Source organism: Bacillus cereus ATCC 14579, from assembly GCF_000007825.1.
GTDB classification, from domain to species: Bacteria; Bacillota; Bacilli; order Bacillales; family Bacillaceae_G; genus Bacillus_A; species Bacillus_A cereus.
Window position 1 is genome coordinate 535,365 of record NC_004722.1, and the last position, 24,326, is coordinate 559,690.

Consider the following 24,326-nt stretch of genomic DNA (forward strand, 5'->3'; position numbering starts at 1 on the left):
GAAATAATATGAAATATTGCATTTTATATTGTTACATCCAGATTTTATGTTAAATTCTTGAATGGAATATTAAAATAGGGGGTCAGGATATGAACAAGAAATCAAAGATCAATAAAGTGATGCTTAGCATTAGTACAATGGCTTTATCGTTAGGCGCACTTCAAACTCATGCAGCAGCGGAAGAAAAAGTACCGTATAACGTGTTAAAAACGAAACCGGTTGGAATTGAAAAGTCGGTAGATGAAGTTGGACATATTTCAAAAGTTGATGAAACTTTATCATTTCAAGAACGTTTAAAAGTAGGAGATTTTTCACAGCGACCAGCATCTATTACGAAGAAAACTGCAGTAAAGCAGGTTAAAGAAAGCTATTCAATGGCTGATTTAAACAAAATGAATGACCAAGAATTAGTTGAAACGTTAGGCAGTATTAAATGGCACCAAATTACAGACTTATTCCAGTTTAATGAAGATGCAAAGGCTTTTTATAAAGATAAAGGAAAAATGCAAGTCATTATAGATGAATTAGCTCATAGAGGTAGTACATTTACGAAAGATGATTCAAAAGGAATTCAAACGTTTACTGAAGTGCTGCGTTCAGCTTTTTATCTTGCATTTTATAATAGTGAATTAAGCGACTTAAATGAAAGAAGCTTCCAGGATAAATGTTTACCTGCTTTAAAAGCAATCGCAAAAAATCCAAACTTTAAGCTTGGTACAGTTGAACAAGATACAGTCGTATCTGCGTACGGTAAATTAATTAGTAATGCTTCAAGCGATGTTGAAACGGTTCAATACGCATCGAATATTTTAAAGCAATACAATGATAATTATACTACTTATGTAAATGATCGAATGAAGGGACAAGCAATATACGATATTATGCAAGGTATTGACTATGATATACAGTCGTACTTAACTGAGGCTCGTAAAGAAGCGAATGAAACGATGTGGTATGGAAAAGTAGATGGGTTTATTAATGAAATAAATCGTATTGCTCTTCTAAATGAAGTAACGCCAGAAAATAAATGGCTCGTTAATAATGGCATTTATTTTGCTAGCCGTTTAGGGAAGTTTCATAGCAATCCAAATAAAGGATTAGAGGTTGTTACACAAGCGATGCATATGTACCCGCGCTTAAGTGAACCGTATTTTGTTGCGGTAGAACAAATTACAACAAATTATAATGGTAAAGATTATAGCGGGAATACAGTAGATTTAGAGAAAATACGTAAAGAAGGAAAAGAGCAATACTTACCAAAAACGTATACATTCGACGATGGATCAATTGTGTTCAAAACAGGAGATAAAGTATCAGAAGAAAAAATTAAGAGACTATATTGGGCTGCGAAGGAAGTAAAGGCACAGTATCACCGTGTAATTGGAAATGACAAAGCGTTAGAGCCAGGAAATGCGGATGATGTATTAACGATCGTAATTTATAATAGTCCAGATGAATATCAGTTAAATAGACAATTGTATGGATATGAAACAAACAACGGTGGAATTTATATTGAAGAGACAGGTACATTCTTTACATATGAGCGTACACCAGAGCAAAGTATTTATAGTTTAGAAGAGTTATTCCGTCATGAATTTACTCATTACCTGCAAGGTAGATATGAAGTACCAGGTCTATTTGGAAGAGGAGATATGTATCAAAATGAAAGGTTAACTTGGTTCCAAGAAGGAAATGCAGAGTTTTTCGCAGGATCTACTCGTACGAATAACGTTGTACCAAGAAAGAGTATAATTAGCGGATTATCATCTGATCCTGCAAGCCGTTATACAGCAGAGCGTACACTATTTGCTAAATACGGTTCTTGGGATTTCTATAATTACTCGTTCGCATTGCAGTCTTACTTATATACGCATCAGTTTGAAACATTTGATAAAATTCAAGATTTGATTCGTGCGAATGACGTGAAAAATTATGATGCATATCGTGAAAATCTAAGTAAAGATCCTAAGTTAAATAAAGAGTATCAAGAGTATATGCAGCAGTTAATTGATAATCAAGATACATACACTGTACCAGAAGTAGCTGATGATTATTTAGCTGAACATGAAACGAAGTCATTAGCAGCGGTGAAGAAAGAAATTAGTGATACGTTGCCTATGAAAGATACAAAAATGACAAAACATAATTCTCAATTCTTTAATACATTTACATTAGAAGGTACGTATACAGGTAGTGTCACAAAAGGTGAATCAGAAGATTGGAAAGAAATGAGTAAAAGAGTAAATGAATCTTTAGAACAATTGGCGCAAAAAGAATGGAGTGGCTACAAAACTGTTACAGCATACTTCGTCAATTATCGTGTGAATAGCTCAAATGAATTTGAATATGATGTAGTCTTCCATGGAATCGCAAAAGATGATGGAGAAAATAAAGCTCCAACGGTTAATATAAATGGCCCTTATAGTGGTCTTGTAAAAGAGGGAATTCAATTTAAAAGTGATGGCTCAAACGATGAAGATGGAAAAATTGCTTCTTATTTATGGGAATTTGGAGATGGAAGCACAAGTGTAGAAGTGAATCCAGTACATGTATATGAAAGAGAAGGTTCTTATAAAGTATCGTTAAGAGTAAAAGATGATAAAGGCAAAGAGAGCAGAAGCGAAACAACTGTTACGATTAAAGATGGAAGTTTAACAGAATCAGAACCAAATAATCGTCCAGAGGAAGCAAATCGTATCGGGCTAAATAGTACGATAAAAGGTAATCTTATTGGCGAGGACCACACTGATGTTTATACATTTAATGTAGCATCAGCGAAAGATATCGACATTTCTGTTTTAAATGAGTATGGAATTGGGATGACATGGGTACTTCACCATGAATCAGATATGCAAAATTATGCAGCTTACGGTCAAGCCAATGGGAATCATATAGAAGCGAAATTTAATGCAAAACCAGGCAAGTATTACTTGTATGTATATAAATATGATAATGGCGATGGAACGTACTCATTATCAGTAAAGTGAAACTTTAATCATTCATCCCCCAATGATTATTAGCCCACACCAATCGGGGGAAAATAAGCGCTTTTCCAATGTATGTTTAACTTTACTTTTTGTGGAAAATAGTATATTATATAGATATATAATATATCGGTTATTTTCTAGGAGGAGCCTGTCACAATAGGTTTCTCCTGTTCTTTTTTAGGGGCCTGTTTTACAGGCTTTTCTTTAAAGAGTAAATAACTGAAAATTAAGAACTATAATCTTTGAAAGAGGTGGGGCATACACATAACAAAAAAGGGGATTGTTTAAGAGAGGGGGATAAGAAATGGTCTTGTTTGGTTATCCACTTGAAACAATTTATTTATACGGATTTATTATTGCTACTATACTCACTGTTATTTATATCTTTTTTGGAGATATATTTGAATCGATATTTAGTTTTGGGGGCGGATCTGTATCCGTTGTTACTTTATTACTTAGTTTTTTCGCCATGTTATGTGGGCTTAGTTATATAGGAGAGTACTTATTCTCCTTTAATAGTATTACTATTTTCGGGGCTGCATTTGCTATATCTTTTATCGGTGTTTTCATCATGAAAATACTAATTTTAAAACCGATTGCAGAAGCAGAACAAAATACGATGCAACGTATGGATGAATTTATCGGTTGCAAAGGAGAAGTCATTACGACAATTCCTACAGAAGGATTTGGTGAAGTATTAATTTTATCCCAATTTGGAAGTAATGCAATCCCAGCTAAAACTGTTGGAAAAAAAGATATTTCGCAAGGAACAGAGGTTATTATCGAGGGAGTCCAAGATGGTGTTTTACTTGTACAAAAAATCGCTTATTCTTTAAAAAAACCAAAATTATAAGGGGGAATTTACATGACGATTCCATTAATTATCGGTGGAGTTTTACTGGCAATTTTAATTCTACTCATTTTAGTATTCATTACGAAGTATCGTACGGTTGGTCCAGATGAAGCGTTAATTGTTACAGGGAACTGGCTTGGTGGAGGAAAGAATGTTGTTACCACTGATGATGGAAAGAAGATTAAGATTATCCGCGGGGGCGGTACTTTCGTAGTTCCAATTATGCAAAGAGCAGAGCCTTTAAGCCTATTAAACTACAAATTAGAAGTTGGTACACGTGATACGTATACGAAGCAAGGTGTTCCAGTTACAGTAAATGGTGTTTCTATTATTAAAGTAGGTTCTACAATTGAAGAAGTATCTACTGCAGCTGAGCAATATTTAGGAAAAGAAACAGAAGAGTTAAAAGTAGAAGCAAAAGAGGTTTTAGAAGGTCATTTACGTGCAATCTTATCTTCTATGACAGTAGAGGATGCGTATAGTAATAGAGAGCAATTTGCTCAAAAGGTACATGAAGTAGCTTCTACAGATTTAAAGAAGATGGGACTTCGCATTGTTTCTTTCACAATTAAAGAAATAATGGATAAAAACGGATACTTAGATGCGCTTGGTCAGCCGCAAATTGCGACAGTTAAGCGTGATGCAACAATTGCAAATGCAGAGCGTGAAAAAGAAGCACGTATTGAAAAAGCACGTGCTGAAAAAGAGGCAAAAGAAGCAGAATATCAACGTGATGCACAAATCGCTGAAGCTGAAAAACATAAAGAATTAAAAGTACAGTCCTATAAGAGAGAACAAGAACAAGCTCGAGCAGACGCGGATCTTTCTTACGAATTACAACAAGCGAAAGCACAACAAGGTGTTACAGAAGAGCAAATGCGCGTTAAAATCATTGAGCGTGAAAAGCAAATCGAGTTAGAAGAAAAAGAGATTGCGCGTCGTGAAAAGCAATACGATGCAGAAGTTAAGAAAAAAGCAGATGCAGATCGTTATGCTGTTGAGCAATCAGCAGAAGCAGAAAAAGTAAAACAAATTAAAAAGGCAGATGCGGATCAATATAAGATTGAAGCTGAAGCGAGAGCTCGTGCGGAAGAAGTACGTGTGGAAGGTTTAGCGAAGGCGGAAATCGAAAAAGCGCAAGGTCAAGCGAAAGCGGAAGTACAAAAAGCGCAAGGTACAGCAGAAGCAGATGTTATTAGATTAAAAGGTTTAGCAGAAGCAGAAGCGAAACAAAAAATTGCTGAAGCATTTGAATTATATGGTCAAGCGGCAATTATGGATATGGTTCTTAAAATGCTTCCAAGTTATGCGAAGGAAGTTGCAAGTCCGCTTAGTAATATTGATAAAATCACAGTTGTCGATACAGGCGGCGGTGGTAAAAATAGCGGGGCCGGAAAAGTTGCGGGCTATGCGACTGATTTAATGGCAACGATGCAAGAAACGTTAAAGGCTTCTTCTGGAATTGACTTAAAAGAGCTATTAGAAGGATTTGCAGGAAAAGGAGCAGTGCAACAATTATCAAGTGATAAACCTGTTGTATCTGTAGTAGAAGATAAGAAAAAAGAAGTAGAAAAAGATAAAGAATAATAAGGTGGAAAGAACCTCTAGTAAGTGAAATACTAGAGGTTCTTCTGTGAATTATAATATTTCGAATAATATACATTTTTATACATTGTTTTAATTATTTAATTTATATAGAATGAAAAAGATATGTATCAATTCTTTATGATGTAGAAAAAGATAGAGAGTCTCATCGATACATTTAAATCGTATTATTTTTATAGAAAGATTAAATGTTAATTAATTACATTTAAAACGGTATGGAGGGGTAGAAGTATGTTTCAAGGAAAATTAAGGAGTAGTAGTTTAAAAACAAAGTTACTTGTATCATTTATTATTATTTTAGTTCTTCCAAGTATTGTAATTGGTTGGACGTCTTATCAACAGGCGAAGACGAATTTTAATGAAACGATTTTAAACTCGGCGAAAGATAATATAAAAATTTTGGATAATGTAATTAATAAAGAATTGGATAGTAAAAAAGTAGATGCAACTTATTTTACGAAATTATTCACACAATCAAGTTACCAAGCAGATCAAATTCAAAACATACAAAATAAACTAGAAGAATACAATAAACTGCATCCAGAAATGGAAGCAATCTATACAGGATCTAGTAATGGACAGTTCATTCAATCACCAGCTATTCAGATGCCAGATGGATATAATCCTACAGAAAGAGATTGGTATAAAGAGGCCGTGAAGAAAAGTGGAGAGGTAATTGTAACTGCTCCATATAAGTCAAAAACGACAGGGAATATTGTTATTACACTAGCAAAACAAAACGAGGATAAAAGTGGAGTTCTTGGGATTGACTTAATCATTAATAATATTGTTACTACTTCCAAGATGGTTAATATTGGTAAGGAAGGATATGTAGCGATATTTGATCAAGATAAAAATGTAGTAGCGCACCCGAAAATGAAGCCAGGAGAGAAATTAGAAGAGAAACTTAGTAAAGAATTGTATAAACAGGAAGCTGGGGATTTTCATTATTCATTAGATGGTGAAGATCGCAATATCACTTTTAAAACGAATAAGAAAACTGGGTGGAAAATAGCAGGAATTATGCCTTCCAAAGAAATTATCGAAGCGGCTGAACCTATTTTCTATAAAACAGTAACTGTTCTTGGAATTTCACTAATAATCGGTGGGATTGTAATTTACTTCATAATTGCGTCTATTATTAAACCGTTAAAACAACTTGTCATATCATCGAAGAAGATTAGTGAAGGTGATTTAACAGAATCAATTACAGTTCATTCTAAAGATGAAATTGGACAGCTAGGAGAAAGTTTTAACGAGATGGCTGCATCGTTACAAAGTGTCATTTCCAATATAAACACTTCAGCAAGTCATGTAGCGGCATCTTCAGAAGAATTAACAGCTAGTATGAAGCAGACAAGTGAAGCAACGGAACAAATTACACAGGCGATAGAGCAAGTATCAAGTGGTGCAGAAATACAAACGAAAGAAGTTGAAGAAGGAGCAACATTGTTAGAAGAAGTTACAGAAGGAATTCAGCGTGTTGCAGATAGTTCTTCATTAGTATCTACAGCCTCTATGTATACGAAGAAAAAAGCTGAAAATGGTGGGAAGTTAGTTGAACAAACTGTGAATCAAATGCAATTAATTCATGAGTCTGTTTCACAGTCAGACAAAATCATTGGTTTGTTAGACGATAAGTCGAAACAAATTGGAGCAATCCTTGAAGTGATTCAACATATTGCAGAACAGACAAATTTATTAGCGTTAAATGCGGCAATTGAGGCTGCGAGAGCTGGAGAGCAAGGAAGAGGATTTGCAATTGTAGCAGATGAAGTGCGAAAGCTAGCAGAACAATCAGGACAGTCTTCTACGGAAATTGGGAAACTAGTGAAAGAGATTCAATTTGATATAAAAGAAACAGTAAGCTCTATGAATCAAGTTGGAGCAGAAGTACAATCAGGACTTGTAGTTGCAAATGAAACGAAGCAAAGCTTTGCCGAAATATTGAAGTCTACAAATGATACAGTTGTACAAATTGATAGCATGGTAGATGTAGCAAAACAAATGACGGTAGATGCAAAACAAGTAAGTGCATCTATTAATGAAATTGCAGCTACAATTGAAGAAAATGCAGCAAGCGTTCAAAATATTGCTGGTTCTTCAGAAGAACAATTAGCTTCAGTAGATGAAATAAATGCAGCAGCAGTCCATTTATCACAAATGGCAGAAGAATTACAAGAGATGATTAGTAAGTTTAAAGTGTAATAACAAATATTAAGAAACGAGGTAATAATTTTACTTCGTTTCTTTTTTTATGAAGAGAAAAAGAAAGAAATATAGAGTAACCGTGTTATGATTAAGTATAATTAAAGAGACTGTATATTCTTTAAATTCTATCTTTAATCATGTTAGGGGAATGGTTTTGAAATTAAAAAAATTAAAACTCCAACCGAGAATTACATTAACTATTAGTACACTTATTTTAGTGGTACTTCTGCTAACGAGTTATTTATTTTATTACATATTATCTGAAACGGTAGAAGAGCAAATTGGGAAACGGGCTTTGCATGTTGCGAAAACAGTTGCCGCGATACCAGAAATTCAGGAAGCTTTTCAAAAAGAAAATCCAGCTTCTATTATTCAGCCAATCGCAGAAAAAATTCGAATGGATACAGAGGCTGACTTCATTGTAGTTGGAAACAAAGAGGGGATTCGTTATGCGCATCCTGAGCGAGATAAAATAGGAGAAAAAATGGTTGGCGGAGATAATAAAGGCGTTTTATTAGAAGGAAAATCATATGTTTCGAAAGCAACTGGATCATTAGGCCCTTCATTACGCGGAAAAGTTCCAATCCGTAATCAGGAAAATGAAATCATTGGTGTGGTGTCTGTTGGATTTTCAATGGCTGATATTCATGGAGCGGTAGAAGTGTATGGAAAGCGTGTATTTTGGATTACAATAATAGGGCTATTAATTGGAGTAATTGGCTCTATATATTTAGCGGCAAGTATAAAAAGAATGATGTTCGGGATGGAACCAGAAGAAATTTCATCTTTATATGAAGAGCATAGTACAGTGATTCAATCTGTACGTGAAGGGATTATTGTAATCGATAAAAATGGCATGATTAGTTTAGTCAATCAAGCAGCTTATGATATTCTTTCGCTAGATAAACAACAAAATATTATTGGGGAATTTATTTTAAATGTAATTCCTAATTCAACGATACTAGATGTACTTCAAACTGGTGAAGAACAGTTTGATCGCCAATTAAATATAAAAGGACAGGCTGTTATTGCGAACCGTCTACCTATTAAAGTAAAGAATAAAGTAACTGGCGTTGTATCGAGCTTACGTTTGAAATCTGAAATGGATCAGTTAACAGCAGAATTATCTCAGACGAAGCAATATACAGAGGCATTACGAGCGCAAGCGCACGAATATAATAATTTATTGTATACGCTTTCAGGTCTTATTCAATTAGAATCATACGAAGATGCTTTAGAGCTTATTCATAAGGAAACAGCGGTATATCAAGATTTTGTTCAATTTATTATGAAGCGGATTCAAAATCCATGGCTAGGTGGAATTTTAATTGGATTTTATAATAGAGCACGAGAGTTGAAGATTGATTTTATGCTAGATAGAGAAAGTGGTTTAGAAAAATTAAGTCCACATATTGAGAGTAATTATGTCGTTTCTATTTTAGGAAATTTAATTACGAATGCATTTGAAGCAATTGAAAAAAATGAAGAGAATGATAAGAAAGTAAGGATGTTTGTAACTGATATTGGAGAAGAAATATTAATTGAAGTGGAAGATTCAGGGCAAGGGATTCATGATGAAATAATTACTAGCATATTCTATAAAGGCTTTTCGACGAAAGAAGGAGGAGAGCGAGGATATGGATTAGCAAAAGTGAAAGAGTTAGTAGAAGATTTAAATGGAAGTATTGCAATTGAAAAAGGGGATTTAGGTGGTGCGTTATTTATTATTGCACTACCGAAAGAGAGAGGCGAATAGTAATGGATGAGGAGATTGAAGTATTAATTGTAGAAGATGATATTCGGATTGCTGACATTCATCGTCGTTTTACTGAGAAAATTGAGGGATTTAAAGTAATTGGAACGGCAACGACTGGAGAACAAGCGAAAGAATGGCTAGAGCTTGTGAAGCCACAGCTTGTTTTATTAGATGTGTACTTACCTGATATGCAAGGAACGGAACTTGTCACATATATTAGGCATCATTTGCACGATACAGATATTATTATGATAACAGCGGCATCGGAAACAGATGTAGTGAGGCACGCCCTGCGGGGCGGAGTAACAGATTATATCGTAAAGCCACTAATGTTTGACCGATTTAAAGCAAGTCTGGAAGGCTATCAAAAAAAGATTATACAGTTAAAGAAAAATAATCAATTATCTACGGAGCAAATTGAATATTTATGGTCTCAAAGAGGGGGGAAGGGAGATCAAATAGAATATGCCCCGAAAGGGATAGATCCTTTAACTTTAGCGAAAATAAAAAAGCATATGTTAACAGTTAATGAAGAAGGGATTACAGCAGAGGTGCTAAGTTCAATGGTAGGCGTAAGCCGATCAACTGCAAGGCGTTATTTAGAGTATTTGATATCTGGGAAGAAAGTCCACGCAGAGCTAATATATGGAAGTGTTGGGAGACCCGAGAGACGTTATTTTCTTGTTTCTTCATAATAAAAAACAGTAGAGGATTTTATTCCTTCTACTGTTTTTTTGCATCTTATATTGGAATAATCCCAATTACAATTCCGGTAATTAACATAACCATTGTCGTTCCAACGGCCCACAATAAAGTGAAGCGTTGATGTTCACCGAAATCAACTTTTGCCATTCCGACCAATAAATAAGTGGAAGCGACAAGAGGACTTAATAAGTGAACGGGTTGCCCAAGTAAGGAAGCACGTCCCATTTCAGCTGCACTAATTCCGTAAGTAGCAGCAGCTTTCGTCAAAATAGGTAATACCCCGAAGTAAAATGCATCATTAGACATGAAAAATGTGAATGGCATACTGAGAAGTGCTGTAATAATTGGCAATTGTGGTCCAAGTGCATCTGGTATAAGAGTTACTACACTGTTAGCCATTGCATCTACCATTTTTGTTCCAGATAAAATACCAGTGAAAATACCGGCAGCAAATACGAGAGAAACAACTGCTAATACATTCCCAGCATGAGAAGCAATACGTTCTTTCTGTTGCTCTAAGTTTGGATAGTTAATCATAACAGCGATAGCAAAAGCGACTGTAAATAAAACAGGTAATGGCATAACTTCTAGTATGAGACAGACAAGTAATGTGGCGGTTAATAAAAAGTTAATCCATAGAAGTTTAGGGCGTTTATGCACTGCTGCTTCGACAGTTGCAGCTTGCTCATCCATTGTTTGCATTTGTTTTAAATACTGTACATCCATAATTCCTAAACGTTTTCTTTCTTTTTTTCCAAGATAGTAGGCAACGAAAACAACCCAAATTGCACCAGCAATCATTCCTGGAATAAGAGGTGTAAATAATTCGGAAGCCTCAAGCCCAAGTGCGCTCATAACACGAGCTGTGGGTCCACCCCAAGGTGTAAGATTTGTTACCCCTGCCCCTAACATAACAACTCCAGCTAATATGAGGGGGTTCATTCCAAGGCGCTTATATAGTGGATACATTGCGGAAACTGTAATCATGTATGTTGTTGTACCATCACCATCTAGAGAAACGATAATAGTTAATATAGCCGTTCCGACAACGATTTTTAAAGGATCTCCTTTTACAAATTTTAAAATCTTACTAATGACAGGATCGAATAAACCGCTATCAATCATAATCCCAAAATATAAAATAGCGAACATAAGCATAATACCAGTAGGTGCTAATTTTTGGATCCCCTCTAACATCATAGGTCCCATATCGGCATAGAATCCGCCAATTAATGCAAAAACACTCGGAATTAATATTAATGCTACTAGCGCTGACATACGTTTCGTCATAATTAAAAACATAAAGACAAATACCATCGCAAATCCAAGTAGTGCTAACATGTAATTTCCCCCTCAAAAGAATGATTGCGCTTTCAAAATAGAATAAAAATTCAGAAAAAGGTTTTTTATTTATAATAAAAGCATCTATTCAAATGGTAAATAATTTGAAAAATAACATCATTAGAAGCATAATTTTTATTTTGTTCATTTTGTTCACGGTAGTTAATTTGAATTTTTAAAAAGTAAGCTGCTTCTCGTAAGAATGGTAGAATAAGATGAAAATAGTGAAGTGTGAAATAGGGAGTAGATGTTATATGAAAACGAGAATTGAAGAGATTTATAGCTCTTATGAAGGAAAAGTAGAGGAGATTTTTATTAATGAATCTTCTTACGTATATGAATGGGAAAAATTACTGATGATCCGAAAAAATGACGGTGAGCTTAAAAAAATTGCAGTCGGGATTAGTGGAAATATAAGATTGGTAAATGTAGAAGTTGGACAGGAAATTAGTGCGGATACATTATTAGTTAAATTAGAAGATGATTTGTTAATTACAGGTTGCGAGTGATGAGAGATGTGTAGAAATAACTACACATCTTTTTTTGTTTCCTATATTACAAAAAGCACATTGTTTTTTCACAAATCTCACACAACCTTTTGGTATTCTTTTCGTGGAGTATACGGTTTCTAGGGAGGAATATTGATGAAAGTAAAATATGTCGTACTTGCTATATGTTTATGTTTCGTATTTACGGTAGTCGGGTGTGGGAAAAAGGAAACAGCAGCTGTTGCCATTGATGAGAAACATGATAAATGTGATATTTGCCAAATTGGGGTAACAGATAATCAATTTGCAACAGAAATTATTTTAGAAAATGGAAAAGCGTTAAAGTTTGATGATATCGGTTGTATGTATAAATGGATGGAGATCAACTCAGATGAAAAGACGAAAGAGAAATTTGTCCGAGATTATGATTCGAAAGATTGGATTTCGTTAGAAGACGCTACTTACGTATATGATAAAACAATAACGACACCGATGGCTTATAATGTCATTTCATTTAAAAATAAAAAAGATGCAGAGAGCTTTGTATCTAACTATAAGGGGAAAGTTCTTTCGTATAAAGAGCTAGCAGAGCATAAATGGGAAATGAATAAAGAGATGATGGGGAAACCGAAAGCAGGAAATCATGGTGGACATCATTAATAGAAAAAGACAACTATGTAGTTGTCTTTTTCTATTATTACTCAGGTGCAAATATAGAAAAGGTGTAAAATTTTTAGCAGAACGGTTACAATGGAATATAGTAACCTAAAGCAATCATTTATGTACTTTTTAGAAATGTATACAAATGCGGTAAAAACGTGCTAAACTAATTGCTTCATAATGTTAATGATGGGGCCATCAGGCGTATCATTTCAATAGGTTGAGAAACATAGTATAAGCTTAAGATAATCCGATTAAAGAAGGAATCTAAAGGGCTTATGGATAAATGTACTCAAGAAGAGTTATTGTATGTGATGGAGGAATGGTTAAGAAAACATTATCTTTCATAGGAGCTGTAGTTGTGAGAAAACAAAAAATTTTATTATGTATTTTATTAGGACTTTTAATGACGGTAGTGGCTTGCGATAAGCAAGAAGAACCAGAATCGAAACCGGTTCATGTGAAAAATGAGAAGAAAAAAGAGAAGCATAAAGAACAGGAAGAATCTAAAGAAGAGAAAAGTATAAATTTAATGGACAAACAGTTGTTACTTTCAGCTACTCTTGGAGACACAGAGACAGCTATGAAGTTGATTCAGGATGGAGCGAATATAAACGTAGAAGGTGACAACGGAGAAACGCCTGTCCTTGCAGCGACGTACCAAAATCATGTAGAGACAGTTAAAGCATTAATTGGTGCAGGTGCTAATATTGAAATTAAAGATGAGAAAAAAAGTAATCCACTTCTTTATGCAAGTAGAGAAGGATATACGGATATTGTAAAAGTATTAATTAATGCAGGAGTTAATACGAAAGAAACGACTAGGTCAGGTGGGACAGCACTTATTTCTGCATCTGAGCGTGGCCATGTAGAGGTTGTTAAAGAATTATTAGAGCATACAGATATTGATGTGAATTATAAAAATGAACGTGGTGGAACAGCGTTATTAGAAGCAATTGTATTAGGAAATGGTAGTGAAAACCATAAGAAAGTAATTCAATTACTTATTGATCACGGTGCAGATGTAAACATGGCTAACAAGGAACATCTGACGCCACTGCAATACGCTGAAAAAAGAGGTTTTAAAGATATTGTAAATATGTTGAGGGTAGCTGGAGCGAATGAAGTAGTACAGCCACAACAACCAGTAGAGTAAAAAACGAAAAATAATCCCATTTAGATAGACAGAATGAAGAAATCAGTTAGTATGATGGATTCAGTAATGTGTATTTGAATGGGATTTTTATTTTGAACATGAAAAATAGATTATGAATGGATGGTAAATGGAGTAAATAAGGAGGCAACCTTTTGATTGAATTTTAAGTATTGTTTCGTTCTATTTATTTATATTTTAATATCTAGATTAATGTAAATAATGATATGGTGAATATTAACATTCGATTAACACCTAATTAACAATCTATCAAAACTGACTTAATAAATGCGTAATATAGTAAAGGTAACAAAATAACTAGGGTAGAGAACATTTGAGAACACCCACTTACATATAATGTGCCACTTTCTTAGGTGTGCTCTATTCCCTAGAGTTCAAATAAGGAGAAAGGCGTTCTATGTAAGTAGGTGTTTTTAGTTTGGATAAAAATAGAACAGTTAGGTGGAATAAATGTTTAAAGAACCTTATATTGCGATGATAAAGGATTGGAAAGGATACAAAGCATACAAAAAATTGCCGAAAACAGTTTTTCTTATGACTGGTTCAATGCTGGAATTACCAGAGCGTGTATATGAATTGCAGAAACATGGACATGATGTATTTCTTCATTGTGATTTTATACAAGGCTTAAATACGAATACAGAGGAAGCGCTTTTGTATATTCAAGATGTTATCGGGGCACAAGGTATTATTTCAACAAAGGGTTCAACAATTCGAAATGCTAATAAAATTGGATTGAAAACAATTCAACGTATTTTTATTGTAGATACTTTATCTCTTACTAAATCAATTGAAAATTGTAAAACGACTAAACCAAATGCAGTAGAGATTATGCCGGGGATTATGCCTTCTATTATTAAGCAGCTAGTAGAGGAAATAGAGTTTCCTATTATTGCAGGAGGGCTGATTCAAACGCGAGAAGATGCGGAAATTGCAATTCGTGCAGGAGCAAGTGCGATTTCAACAAGTCATTATGAAGTATGGATACAAGAAGAAAAAAGGAGTGCAACCTTGTGATTGAATTGAAAAATGTTTCAAAGGTATATAAAAATGCAGAAGAGACAGCGGTTAAAGGCGTATCGGTTCATATTAAGAAGGGTGAATTTTTTGTTTTAGTTGGACCTTCGGGATGCGGGAAAAGCACATTATTACGAATGATCGCTGGCTTAGAAGAGATTTCTTCAGGAGATTTAATTATTAATGAACGTGTTGCAAATGATCTAGAGCCGAAAGACCGTAATCTATCAATGGTATTTCAAAATTATGCATTATATCCACACTTATCTGTAGAAGAAAATATTTTATTTGGACTTAAGGTAAGAAAAGTACAAAAAGAAGAGCGACAAAAGCGATTAATGGAAGCTATTGAAATGATAGGACTGAAAGAGTATGTGAAAATGAAACCAGGCCAATTATCAGGCGGACAAAGACAGCGTGTTGCACTTGCCAGGGCAATTGTGAGTCAAGCGCCAATCTGTTTAATGGATGAACCACTTTCGAATTTGGATGCGAAATTACGTGCGCAAATGAGAATTGAAATTAGAGAAATTCAGCAGCGATTAGGAATTACGATGATTTACGTTACCCACGATCAAATAGAAGCGATGACTATGGGTGATCGTATCATGGTTTTAAATAAAGGAAGTATACAGCAAGTTGGAACACCACTTAACATATATAACGAACCAGCAAACGAATTTGTTGCAAGCTTTATAGGTTCTCCTTCTATGAATATAAATGATGGGGAAGTAAATAAAGAAAAAGGTGTATTACATATAGGACAATTGCAAATTCCATTATCTATTAGACAGTTAAAGCAATTACCAGAAGGAACAATTCGCATAGGCATGCGCCCTGAGCATATTGCACTGTCTGAGGAGGGACAAGAAGTGACGTTGCAATCTGTAGAAGTATTAGGGAATGAATCTATATTGAACTTTGCGGTAAATGGAACAACTTGGAGTGCGAAAGTTATCGGACAGTTACTCCTGAACAAAGGTGACAAAGTAAAATTATTATTCTCGCAAGAAAAGTTATGCTTCTTTAACGAAAACACGAATGAACGCTTAAAAGTGGTAGCTGAAGAAGAGTTGAAAGTGGTGGCGAAATAATGATCGAAGTAAGTAAGTTACCAGTTCAAACAAAGGTGTCAAAAAAGAAAAAATTATGGGAGAGAACGAAAGATTTAAGAATAGGATTATTGTTTTTGGCGCCATCTATTTTGCTATTTTCGATTTTTCTGTTCTATCCATTGTTTAGGACGATTTATTATAGTTTTTATTTAACCGATATACATGGAGAAGCTAATCTTTTCGTTGGCTTAGAAAATTATCAATATTTATTCTCTGATCCAGCCTTCTACAAAAGTATAAAATCAACTTTATTATTTGTTTTATATACAGTTCCTACGAGTATTATATTTGCTTTGTTTCTTGCATTGATTGCAAATGGAAAGGTAAGAGGTATTGGGTTATTCCGAGTTCTGTTTTCTTCGACGATGGGAATATCAGTAGCTGCTAGTGCAGTGATTTGGCTATTTTTATTTCATCCAAGTGTAGGATTATTTAATAATATATTAGCCTCTATGAACCTTCCTGCAATCGCATGGTTAACGAGTCCGGACTGGGCACTATTCTCTGTATCAGTTACAACAGTTTGGGTGAATACAGGTTTTGCATTTTTAGTTATATTAGGTGGTTTACAAAATATTGATACGTCTTTATATGAGAGTGCATCTATAGATGGTGCTAGTTATTTATATAAGCTTCGCCGTGTTACATTACCGATGCTATCACCAACTTTATTCTTTATTGTAACAGTAACATTAATTAGTGCGTTCCAAAGCTTTGGACAAATTGATATTTTAACGCACGGTGGACCAAATGATGCAACGAATTTAATTGTGTACTCGATTTACAAAGAGGCGTTTGTGAATCATCAATTTGGAACAGCAAGTGCACAAGCGATGGTATTATTTGTTTTCATTTTCGTTGCTACATTACTTCAATTTAAGTTTGCTGAGAGAAAGGTGCATTATAAATGATTGTTAAACAGTGGAAACAAAATTTCCTATTATACATGCTACTCATTATTAGTGCAGTGATGGTATTTTTTCCTGTACTGTATGCATTTTTAATAAGCTTTATGACACCAGACGATATTCAAATGAGAAGGTTATTTCCGACCCAGTTTACTTTTGATAATTTCATTAATATTTTTCAAAAAGTACCGCTTTTTACATACTTATATAACAGTTTAATTGTATCGACAGTCGTTATGATTGGACAACTTATCGTATCAAGTTTAGCAGCTTATGCTTTTGTTTTTCTTCAGTTTAAAGGGAGAAACTTAATTTTCTTCCTGTTTATTTCAACGATGCTTATTCCGTGGGAAGCAACGATGGTGCCTAACTTTTTAACGATTCAAAACTTTGGCTGGATCAATAGTTTCGCCGGGATGACAGTGCCGTTTTTTGCAACAGCTTTCGGTATTTTCTTGTTACGTCAACATTTTATGACACTCCCGAATGAACTGAAAGAAGCTGCTTTTATTGAAGGGATTGGAAATATAAGATTTTTATTCAGCGTTGTAATACCGTATTGTAAAACGAGTTTTATTACGCTTGGAGTATATAGCTTTTTAACAACATGGAATATGTATTTATGGCCACTTTTAGTGACCACTGATGAAAAAGTAAGAACAGTGCAAATCGGTGTAAAGCAGCTTCAGTCTCAAGAAGTTGCAACTGATTGGGGAAGCGTAATGGCCGGTGTTACGGTTATCGTTATTCCAACATTGATTTTACTATTTTTAGGGCAAAAGCAATTACAACAAGGATTAACAAAAGGTGCAATTAAATAACTAAGAGAAGGTGAGATTTAAATGAGTCTAGTTAAAAAAGGTGCTGCTCTATTAATGGTAGCAACAATGGCATTATCTAGTGCAGCTTGTTCAAATAGTAAAACAGAGGGAAAACCTGAAGTACAGGCAAAAGTAGCACCAGTTGAAAAAAATGGTGATAAAACTGTAATTCGCTTCTGGCATGCGATGGGTGGAAAAACACAAGGAGTATTAGATGGTCTTGTTGCAGACTATAATAAGTCGCAAAATAAATATGAGATAAAGGCAGAGTTCCAAGGGACATATGAAGAGTCTTTAACGAAATTTAGAACGATGTCTGCAACGAAAGAAGCGCCAGCTCTTGTTCAATCGAGTGAAATTACAACGAAATATATGATTGATAGCAAAAAAATCACACCAATTGATAGCTGGATAAAAAAAGATAAGTACGATACGTCAAAATTAGAAAAAGCAATTACAAATTATTATTCAGTTGATGGAAAAATGTATTCTATGCCATTTAATTCATCTACACCAGTATTAATTTATAATAAAGATGCTTTTGCAAAGGCGGGCTTAGATCCAGAGAAAGCTCCAAAAACATATGCGGAATTACAAGAAGCAGCGAAAAAGTTAACGATTAAAGAAGGCGGAAATGTAAAACAATATGGATTCTCCATGCTTAACTACGGTTGGTTCTTTGAAGAATTGTTAGCGACACAAGGTGCTTTATATGTAGATAACGAAAACGGCCGTAAAGATGCTGCAAAGAAGGCGGTATTTAACGGTAAAGAAGGACAGAAAGTATTTGGAATGTTAGATGATTTAAATAAAGCTGGCGCACTTGGAAAGTATGGAGCAAGTTGGGATGATATTCGTGCCGCGTTCCAATCTGGACAAGTTGCTATGTATTTAGATTCTTCAGCAGGTGTTCGTGATTTAATCGATGCATCTAAGTTTAATGTAGGTGTTTCATATATTCCGTATCCTGAGGATTCGAAACAAAATGGTGTTGTTATTGGTGGAGCATCATTATGGATGACGAATATGGTTTCAGAAGAAACGCAACAAGGTGCTTGGGACTTTATGAAATATTTAACGAAGCCAGACGTACAAGCAAAATGGCATACTGCAACAGGTTATTTCTCAATTAATCCAGATGCATATAATGAGCCATTAGTAAAAGAGCAATATGAAAAATATCCACAGTTGAAAGTAACAGTAGATCAATTGCAAGCGACGAAGCAATCTCCAGCAACACAAGGGGCTTTAATTAGTGTATTCCCAGAATCACGAGATGCAGTTGTAAAAGCATTAGAAGCGATGTATGACGGGAAGAATAGTAAAGAAGCGTTAGATGAAGCTGCCAAAGCAACAGATAGAGCAATTAGCATTTCAGCTCGTACGAGTCAAAAATAAGAGAAAGCCGTATCCTTAAAAGGGATACGGCTTTCTTTATAGGGAGATAAGGGATCAAAGAAATGATGAAGTCTTATCTCTTTTATATGAGTAAAGGGTCTAGAGTGAATGTTGTCCTTTTCATTATTTATTTAACTCCATTGCGACTTGTTTACCATTTACGAAAACCTCTACTACCGCTACTACAACTTCCATTACTTTTTTCATCTCTCATCTCTCCTTATTTTTTGTTTCATTTCTTACTCTCAGTATAAGGAAATACAGTAATTACAACTATCGAATTGGATGACAAGAGACTTACATTGTTGTAAGGATAATAGTTTAGTTTGTAATAAAGTGAAACTGTAATCAGTGGGGGGCTTACTGCCCGTTAATGCGGGATTTCAATTCTGAACTTTCTGTCGTTTTGAACTATAATTAGAAAGAGGGGGGATAATATGAAAAGAATTCTTGTTATTAGTGATATTCATGGAGAGATAGAAAAGTTCGAACATTTATTGGAAGAAGCTCAATATGATGCGAAACAGGATCAATTAATCTTACTGGGAGATTATGTAGATCGTGGTCCAAATGCGCGTGCTGTAATTGAAAAGGTAAGAGAATTGAAAAAAGAGGGAGCACTCATTTTAAAAGGAAATCATGAAGATATGATGATTAAGGCGTTAACGACAAATGAGGAACGTTCATGGAACCATTGGGTAAAAAGAAATGGTGGAGATAAGACATTATATAGCTATGGATTTGTAGAAGAAGATATTGCGGTTAATGAGAAAGACTTCCAAAAACCGATTTTACACTCTCGTGTATTAGAGGAACATATAAAGTTTATTCAAGAATTAGATCATTACATTGAAACAGAAGAGTATATATTTGTACATGCTGGGGTTGAACCGATGAAACGAGTTTCTGAATCTGAACCATATACATTAATGTGGATCCGTAATGAATTTCATAATGGATATAGCGGTGAAAAGGTTATTGTATTTGGGCATACGGAAACAAAAACGCTTCATGGTAGTGAGGATTGCGGAGTGTATTTTGGTAGTAATCGTATTATTGGGATTGATGGCGGGGCTGTGTATGGCGGTCAGCTAAATTGTTTAGAGTTGCCGAGTAAAAAGGTATATGTAATAAAAAATTGAAAGAGATAAGAGGAATCTTATTTCTTTCAATTTTTTATTAAGCTAAATTTAAGACAAAGTTTTTATAATAAAACTTCAAAATTTTAGAAGGAAATAGTTAAAAATGAAATTACGTAATGTAACTACATTCTTTTGTTATGAAGAGAAGAAATGTAATAATAAATAGAATTGAACTATTTGATGGAAGGTGAGAGCATGCGTTTACTTGTAGTAGAAGATAATGCTTCGTTATTAGAGTCTATCGTACAAATTTTACGTGATGAATTTGAAGTAGATACGGCAATAAATGGAGAAGATGGATTGTTTTTAGCTCTTCAAAATATATATGATGCAATTTTGCTGGATGTGATGATGCCAGGGATGGACGGATTTGAAGTGATTCAAAAAATACGAGATGAAAAGATTGAAACACCAGTCCTGTTTTTGACAGCGAGAGATTCTTTAGAAGATCGGGTGAAGGGATTGGACTTTGGTGGAGATGACTATATTGTTAAGCCATTTCAGGCCCCTGAATTAAAAGCGAGAATTCGTGCTTTACTACGCAGAAGTGGTAGTTTAACAACGCAGCAAACAATTCGCTATAAAGGCATTGAATTGTTCGGAAAAGATAAAGATGTTCAAGTAGATGGAAAAGGTATGAAGTTATCATTAAAACAATATGAGCTTCTAGAGTACCTTGTTCAAAATAGCGGAAAGATTTTAATGCGTGAACAAATTTTTGATCGTGTTTGGGGATTTGATTCAGATACTACAGTAGCGATTGTAGAAGTGTATGTGCATCATTTACGTAAAAAATTAGAGCCATTCGGTTATCAGAAAGATATCCAAACCGTTCGAGGTATTGGATATATATTAAAAGAACAATGAAAAAAGGAAGTATGTTTCAAAAAACACGCATTCGTTTGACTATAGTGAACTCATTAGTATTTATTCTATTAATAGGTATATTAGGCAGTATTATTTATTCGTACACATACAAGCGTATTTATAGTGAAGTAGATCAATCTATAAAAATGATAGCTCAGTATAGAGAAAAATTAGATGTTAAAGTACCACCAAGAAAACGCATGGAGAATATCCAAATTGGAGATCCGCGAGTAACTAGAATAACTTGGAATGGGAAAATAGTGAAAATAGAGGGCGATAACCGTAAATTCCGTTCTATTTTTGAAGAGAATTTGGAAAGTTTTTCTCCCGAAAAATTAGAGGAGTTACAAGATATTGAAGTACAAGGACGATATTTTAGAGCATTTTCGCTTCAAAAAGATGGAGAAATAGTTCAAATCGTGCGAGATATAACAGCGGAAGAAGGAATGTTAAATACTTTATTTTTAATTCTCGTTATAGGTTGTAGCATAGGAAGCCTCTGTGCGATAGGTATTGGCTTTTTCCTAGCTGGTAGAGCACTTGTACCTATTCAAAGTTCATGGGAGAAACAGCAACAATTCGTTTCTGATGCATCACATGAACTCAGGACACCACTTGCAGTTATTCAATCAAAAACGGATGTTTTATTCCAGTCACCATCCGCTACGATAGAAGAAAAAGCGATGGATATTTCTACAATTTCAAAAGAATGTAGGCGGTTATCGAAACTCGTTAGTAATTTATTATTGCTAGCACGTTCTGATTCTAATCAAATTGAGATGGATAAGAAAATATTTGAACTTGATAAATTGTTAGAAGAAATAGTAGCTCCATATAAAGAGATTGCTTCTTATCAAGAAAAAGAAATGATGCTAAAAGTAGAACGTGGTGTATCTTTTATGGGGGATAGAGAGCGGATTCATCAAATGATGGTCATACTGTTAGATAATGCGATGAAGTATACAAACGAAGGTGGGCATATTCAAATTGATTGCACGCAAACGAGTAGTTCAATTCGCATACAGGTGAAAGATGACGGGATAGGAGTGAAAGAAGAAGATATTCCGAAATTATTTGATCGTTTTTATCAAGGGGATAAAGCAAGAAGTACGTCAGAAGGAGCTGGATTAGGTCTTTCAATCGCAAATTGGATTGTAGAAAAGCATTACGGAAAAATATCAGTAGAGAGCAAATGGGGAGATGGCACTTGTTTTGAAGTGATTTTCCCTAAAAATCAAAAAATATAAGTAAGAAGACGACCTTGTTTTTACAAGGTCGTCTTTTTTTAAGGGAAAGTTAAGAAACTATTTATATTATGTATGGCATAAAGAAAGTTCGTTACATGAAGAAGAGATTAGGTGTATGTGAGTGGGGTTTATCAATCATAATGTTATCTCAAGCAGCGATGAGATGTATGTATAGTATTAAAAAAACTAGGGGAATGATGGGAAAGAAAGTATAAGAGGGAGGAATTAATTTTGAAAAAGAAAATGATGACGGTATTCACTATTGGAGTAATGAGTTTAAGTATATTAGGGGGGGCCTCTCCTTCTGAAACACAAAAAGGAAAGACAGATTACACGCAGCGCAGTAAAGAACAATTGAACAATGGTAAGATACATGCAGTGCATACAGAAGAAAAAGCAGAGAAACTAGGTATTGAAACGGAAGGAAAAGAACAAATTACACTAGAAAAAGAAATTCATGAAACAGAAGTAGGAAGGGAAGCAGAGCAGTTAGGCATATCGATTGAAGGAAAAGATGTTGGGATGCTGTCAGAAGAAATCTATGAAACAAAAGTAAAGCAAGAAGCGTTAAAGCTAGGTATATCTATAGAGAATACATCAATTGTAGATTTAATTACTCAAATTAATGCGATTAAAATTAAAGATGAAGCAGATAAATTAGGTATTTCGACAGATGGAAAAGAAATCGAAGACATCGCGGAAGAAATCTACGGAAAGAAAGTAAGAGAAGAAGCAGGAAAGTTAGATATTTCTCAAAAAGGAAAAGAAATTGAAGAGTTAGCACAAGAAGTGTACGAACAAAAAGTACAAGAAGAAGCAAAAAAACATCATATTGATTTGTATGGTAAAGATATATATCAAATATTAAGAGAAATTAATGAACAAAAGGTGCTACAAATGGCAGATGAGCTTAATATGGATAAAATGAATATGAATATTCAAGAGTTAGCGGAAAAGATAAAAAAAGATCAGCCTGAAAAAGGAAAAGAACTAAATTTTGTACCGATGGTACGAACGGATGCTGACGCATTTTATTCTTATTTAACGAATTAATAAGGGTGTGAAAGCGATAAGAAAATTGAAGTGGTATATATGTACAGCTTTACTAGGTGCAGCAATATGGAGTGTATATACAAATGGAATTCCAAAGTATGTAGAGAAGTTAACATTCTCAAATATACAAAGAGGAAAAGAAACGGAGTTTAGTAATAACGATGAAAAAGTCATCTTAGCAAATGTTCCCTTAATTCAGCAGTTACCAGAATTGGATAGAGGCTGTGAAGTGACGAGCTTAGCGATGATGTTACAATACGCTGGTGTTTCAGTGGATAAGATGACATTAGCAAATGAAATAAAAAAAGTTGATTTTATAGACGATGGTGTGCGCGGGAATCCGAATGAAGGATTTGTAGGTAATATTTATACATTTTCTGAATCGGGATATGGTGTATATCATGGGCCACTTTTTCAGTTAGCGGAAAAATATTTACCTAATAAAGCTGTAGACTTAACAGGGAAGAATATAGAAGAAATTTATAAGAGTATAAAAGCAGGGCAACCTGTAGTCATGATCACAAATGCAACATTTGCACTATTAGATGAAGCTGAATTTACTACATGGGAAACAAATAGTGGAGATGTTTCTATTACGTATAATGAACATTGTGTTGTACTTATTGGGTATGATCAGGAATCTGTATATATTCGAAATCCACTTGAGGATAGCTTAGATGTAAAAGTACCGAGAGAAACCTTTGAACAGGCATGGGTACAAATGGGAAGTCAGGCAATTAGTTATGTAAAGAGCGCCAAATAAATTAGGACGAAGAGTTTTAGTAATATGACTATAAGGCGAAGGGTAAAGATTTGAGGATTATAAGAGAAGTTTTGTAGAGTAGAAGCTGTTAAGAAATGAGAGAACTTTAGTATATATAATGCTAAAGTTCTCTTATTTTTATGATTAAAATACGTATAAGGAGTGAATATGCAAAAATGCATAATTGACGAAAAAATTACATGTTATCATTATAT

20 protein-coding genes and 1 pseudogene are annotated in these 24,326 nt (G+C 34.4%); 20 read left to right on the forward strand and 1 reads right to left on the reverse strand.

Going from position 1 to position 24,326, the window contains the following annotated elements; genetic code table 11:
- Positions 1-89 precede the first annotated feature (89 nt).
- The 7 genes and pseudogenes from colA to BC_RS02815 all read left to right on the forward strand — a co-directional run bounded on the left by colA (position 90) and on the right by BC_RS02815 (position 10,107).
- Positions 90-2,987, forward strand: a complete 2,898-nt coding sequence (gene colA / locus BC_RS02790; RefSeq protein ID WP_001036407.1) for a collagenase ColA — start codon at positions 90-92, stop codon at positions 2,985-2,987.
- A gap of 304 nt (positions 2,988-3,291) precedes the next feature.
- Entirely contained in the window at positions 3,292-3,840 is a 549-nt protein-coding gene (locus BC_RS02795) for an NfeD family protein (RefSeq protein ID WP_000242443.1), read from the forward strand.
- Between the two features lie 12 nt (positions 3,841-3,852).
- On the forward strand, positions 3,853-5,427 hold the full coding sequence (locus tag BC_RS02800) for a flotillin family protein (protein ID WP_000155021.1): 1,575 nt from the start codon (positions 3,853-3,855) through the stop codon (positions 5,425-5,427).
- A 249-nt stretch (positions 5,428-5,676) separates the two neighbouring features.
- Positions 5,677-6,711: pseudogene (locus BC_RS28365) on the forward strand (HAMP domain-containing protein); the annotation flags it as partial.
- An 81-nt stretch (positions 6,712-6,792) separates the two neighbouring features.
- A complete protein-coding gene (locus BC_RS28370; RefSeq protein WP_370622813.1) occupies positions 6,793-7,653 on the forward strand; it encodes a methyl-accepting chemotaxis protein in 861 nt (286 codons plus the stop codon).
- A 151-nt stretch (positions 7,654-7,804) separates the two neighbouring features.
- Complete coding sequence (locus tag BC_RS02810; RefSeq protein WP_002025277.1) at positions 7,805-9,412, forward strand: ATP-binding protein; 1,608 nt, start codon at positions 7,805-7,807, stop codon at positions 9,410-9,412.
- Positions 9,413-9,414: 2 nt separating this feature from the next.
- Positions 9,415-10,107 (forward strand): response regulator, encoded by a 693-nt coding sequence (locus tag BC_RS02815; RefSeq protein ID WP_000343064.1) that lies wholly within the window; start codon positions 9,415-9,417, stop codon positions 10,105-10,107.
- 46 nt (positions 10,108-10,153) lie between these two features.
- Here BC_RS02815 and BC_RS02820 read toward each other — a convergent pair whose 3' ends face one another.
- Positions 10,154-11,458, reverse strand: coding sequence for a CitMHS family transporter (locus BC_RS02820; RefSeq protein WP_000880464.1), 1,305 nt, complete (start codon positions 11,456-11,458; stop codon positions 10,154-10,156).
- 254 nt (positions 11,459-11,712) lie between these two features.
- Here BC_RS02820 and BC_RS02825 point away from each other — a divergent pair, with 254 nt between their 5' ends.
- The 13 genes from BC_RS02825 (at position 11,713) to BC_RS02885 (ending at position 24,111) form a co-directional block, all read left to right on the forward strand.
- Positions 11,713-11,967 (forward strand): hypothetical protein, encoded by a 255-nt coding sequence (locus BC_RS02825; protein ID WP_000857376.1) that lies wholly within the window; start codon positions 11,713-11,715, stop codon positions 11,965-11,967.
- Between the two features lie 135 nt (positions 11,968-12,102).
- Complete coding sequence (locus tag BC_RS02830; RefSeq protein ID WP_000865665.1) at positions 12,103-12,606, forward strand: nitrous oxide reductase accessory protein NosL; 504 nt, start codon at positions 12,103-12,105, stop codon at positions 12,604-12,606.
- Between the two features lie 286 nt (positions 12,607-12,892).
- On the forward strand, positions 12,893-13,762 hold the full coding sequence (locus BC_RS02835; protein WP_000287336.1) for an ankyrin repeat domain-containing protein: 870 nt from the start codon (positions 12,893-12,895) through the stop codon (positions 13,760-13,762).
- 468 nt (positions 13,763-14,230) lie between these two features.
- On the forward strand, positions 14,231-14,797 hold the full coding sequence (locus BC_RS02840) for a glycerol-3-phosphate responsive antiterminator (RefSeq protein ID WP_000472003.1): 567 nt from the start codon (positions 14,231-14,233) through the stop codon (positions 14,795-14,797).
- Positions 14,794-15,891, forward strand: a complete 1,098-nt coding sequence (locus BC_RS02845) for an ABC transporter ATP-binding protein (RefSeq protein ID WP_000571379.1) — start codon at positions 14,794-14,796, stop codon at positions 15,889-15,891. Before BC_RS02840 ends, BC_RS02845 begins: the two co-directional genes overlap by 4 nt.
- Positions 15,891-16,823 carry a carbohydrate ABC transporter permease gene (locus BC_RS02850; RefSeq protein WP_000573797.1) on the forward strand — a complete coding sequence of 311 codons (933 nt, stop codon included), beginning with the start codon at positions 15,891-15,893 and terminating at the stop codon, positions 16,821-16,823. Before BC_RS02845 ends, BC_RS02850 begins: the two co-directional genes overlap by 1 nt.
- A complete protein-coding gene (locus tag BC_RS02855) occupies positions 16,820-17,641 on the forward strand; it encodes a carbohydrate ABC transporter permease (RefSeq protein WP_000635946.1) in 822 nt (273 codons plus the stop codon). Before BC_RS02850 ends, BC_RS02855 begins: the two co-directional genes overlap by 4 nt.
- A gap of 21 nt (positions 17,642-17,662) precedes the next feature.
- Positions 17,663-19,039, forward strand: coding sequence for an ABC transporter substrate-binding protein (locus tag BC_RS02860; protein ID WP_000060609.1), 1,377 nt, complete (start codon positions 17,663-17,665; stop codon positions 19,037-19,039).
- Positions 19,040-19,476: 437 nt separating this feature from the next.
- A complete protein-coding gene (locus BC_RS02865) occupies positions 19,477-20,181 on the forward strand; it encodes a metallophosphoesterase family protein (protein ID WP_000821952.1) in 705 nt (234 codons plus the stop codon).
- Between the two features lie 195 nt (positions 20,182-20,376).
- Complete coding sequence (locus BC_RS02870; protein WP_001238621.1) at positions 20,377-21,048, forward strand: response regulator transcription factor; 672 nt, start codon at positions 20,377-20,379, stop codon at positions 21,046-21,048.
- Positions 21,045-22,295: a sensor histidine kinase gene (locus BC_RS02875; RefSeq protein WP_000715835.1), complete on the forward strand. Its 1,251-nt coding sequence runs from the start codon at positions 21,045-21,047 to the stop codon at positions 22,293-22,295. Before BC_RS02870 ends, BC_RS02875 begins: the two co-directional genes overlap by 4 nt.
- 231 nt (positions 22,296-22,526) lie before the next feature.
- Complete coding sequence (locus BC_RS02880; RefSeq protein WP_000728585.1) at positions 22,527-23,348, forward strand: hypothetical protein; 822 nt, start codon at positions 22,527-22,529, stop codon at positions 23,346-23,348.
- Between the two features lie 7 nt (positions 23,349-23,355).
- Positions 23,356-24,111, forward strand: a complete 756-nt coding sequence (locus tag BC_RS02885; RefSeq protein WP_002195147.1) for a C39 family peptidase — start codon at positions 23,356-23,358, stop codon at positions 24,109-24,111.
- The last annotated feature ends 215 nt before the right edge of the window (positions 24,112-24,326 follow it).

What these genes read in the sequence shown, in the direction of transcription:
- BC_RS02810 (WP_002025277.1), top strand. Translation starts at nt 7,805, where the DNA reads ATGGTTTTGAAATTAAAAAAATTAAAACTCCAACCGAGAATTACATTA.
- BC_RS02815 (WP_000343064.1), top strand. Translation starts at nt 9,415, where the DNA reads ATGGATGAGGAGATTGAAGTATTAATTGTAGAAGATGATATTCGGATT.
- BC_RS02840 (WP_000472003.1), top strand. Translation starts at nt 14,231, where the DNA reads ATGTTTAAAGAACCTTATATTGCGATGATAAAGGATTGGAAAGGATAC.
- BC_RS02855 (WP_000635946.1), top strand. Translation starts at nt 16,820, where the DNA reads ATGATTGTTAAACAGTGGAAACAAAATTTCCTATTATACATGCTACTC.
- BC_RS02830 (WP_000865665.1), top strand. Translation starts at nt 12,103, where the DNA reads ATGAAAGTAAAATATGTCGTACTTGCTATATGTTTATGTTTCGTATTT.
- BC_RS02850 (WP_000573797.1), top strand. Translation starts at nt 15,891, where the DNA reads ATGATCGAAGTAAGTAAGTTACCAGTTCAAACAAAGGTGTCAAAAAAG.
- BC_RS02870 (WP_001238621.1), top strand. Translation starts at nt 20,377, where the DNA reads ATGCGTTTACTTGTAGTAGAAGATAATGCTTCGTTATTAGAGTCTATC.
- BC_RS02860 (WP_000060609.1), top strand. Translation starts at nt 17,663, where the DNA reads ATGAGTCTAGTTAAAAAAGGTGCTGCTCTATTAATGGTAGCAACAATG.
- BC_RS28370 (WP_370622813.1), top strand. Translation starts at nt 6,793, where the DNA reads ATGAAGCAGACAAGTGAAGCAACGGAACAAATTACACAGGCGATAGAG.
- BC_RS02800 (WP_000155021.1), top strand. Translation starts at nt 3,853, where the DNA reads ATGACGATTCCATTAATTATCGGTGGAGTTTTACTGGCAATTTTAATT.
- BC_RS02795 (WP_000242443.1), top strand. Translation starts at nt 3,292, where the DNA reads ATGGTCTTGTTTGGTTATCCACTTGAAACAATTTATTTATACGGATTT.
- BC_RS02820 (WP_000880464.1), bottom strand. Translation starts at nt 11,458, where the DNA reads ATGTTAGCACTACTTGGATTTGCGATGGTATTTGTCTTTATGTTTTTA.
- BC_RS02875 (WP_000715835.1), top strand. Translation starts at nt 21,045, where the DNA reads ATGAAAAAAGGAAGTATGTTTCAAAAAACACGCATTCGTTTGACTATA.
- BC_RS02835 (WP_000287336.1), top strand. Translation starts at nt 12,893, where the DNA reads ATGTACTCAAGAAGAGTTATTGTATGTGATGGAGGAATGGTTAAGAAA.
- BC_RS02865 (WP_000821952.1), top strand. Translation starts at nt 19,477, where the DNA reads ATGAAAAGAATTCTTGTTATTAGTGATATTCATGGAGAGATAGAAAAG.
- BC_RS02825 (WP_000857376.1), top strand. Translation starts at nt 11,713, where the DNA reads ATGAAAACGAGAATTGAAGAGATTTATAGCTCTTATGAAGGAAAAGTA.
- colA (WP_001036407.1), top strand. Translation starts at nt 90, where the DNA reads ATGAACAAGAAATCAAAGATCAATAAAGTGATGCTTAGCATTAGTACA.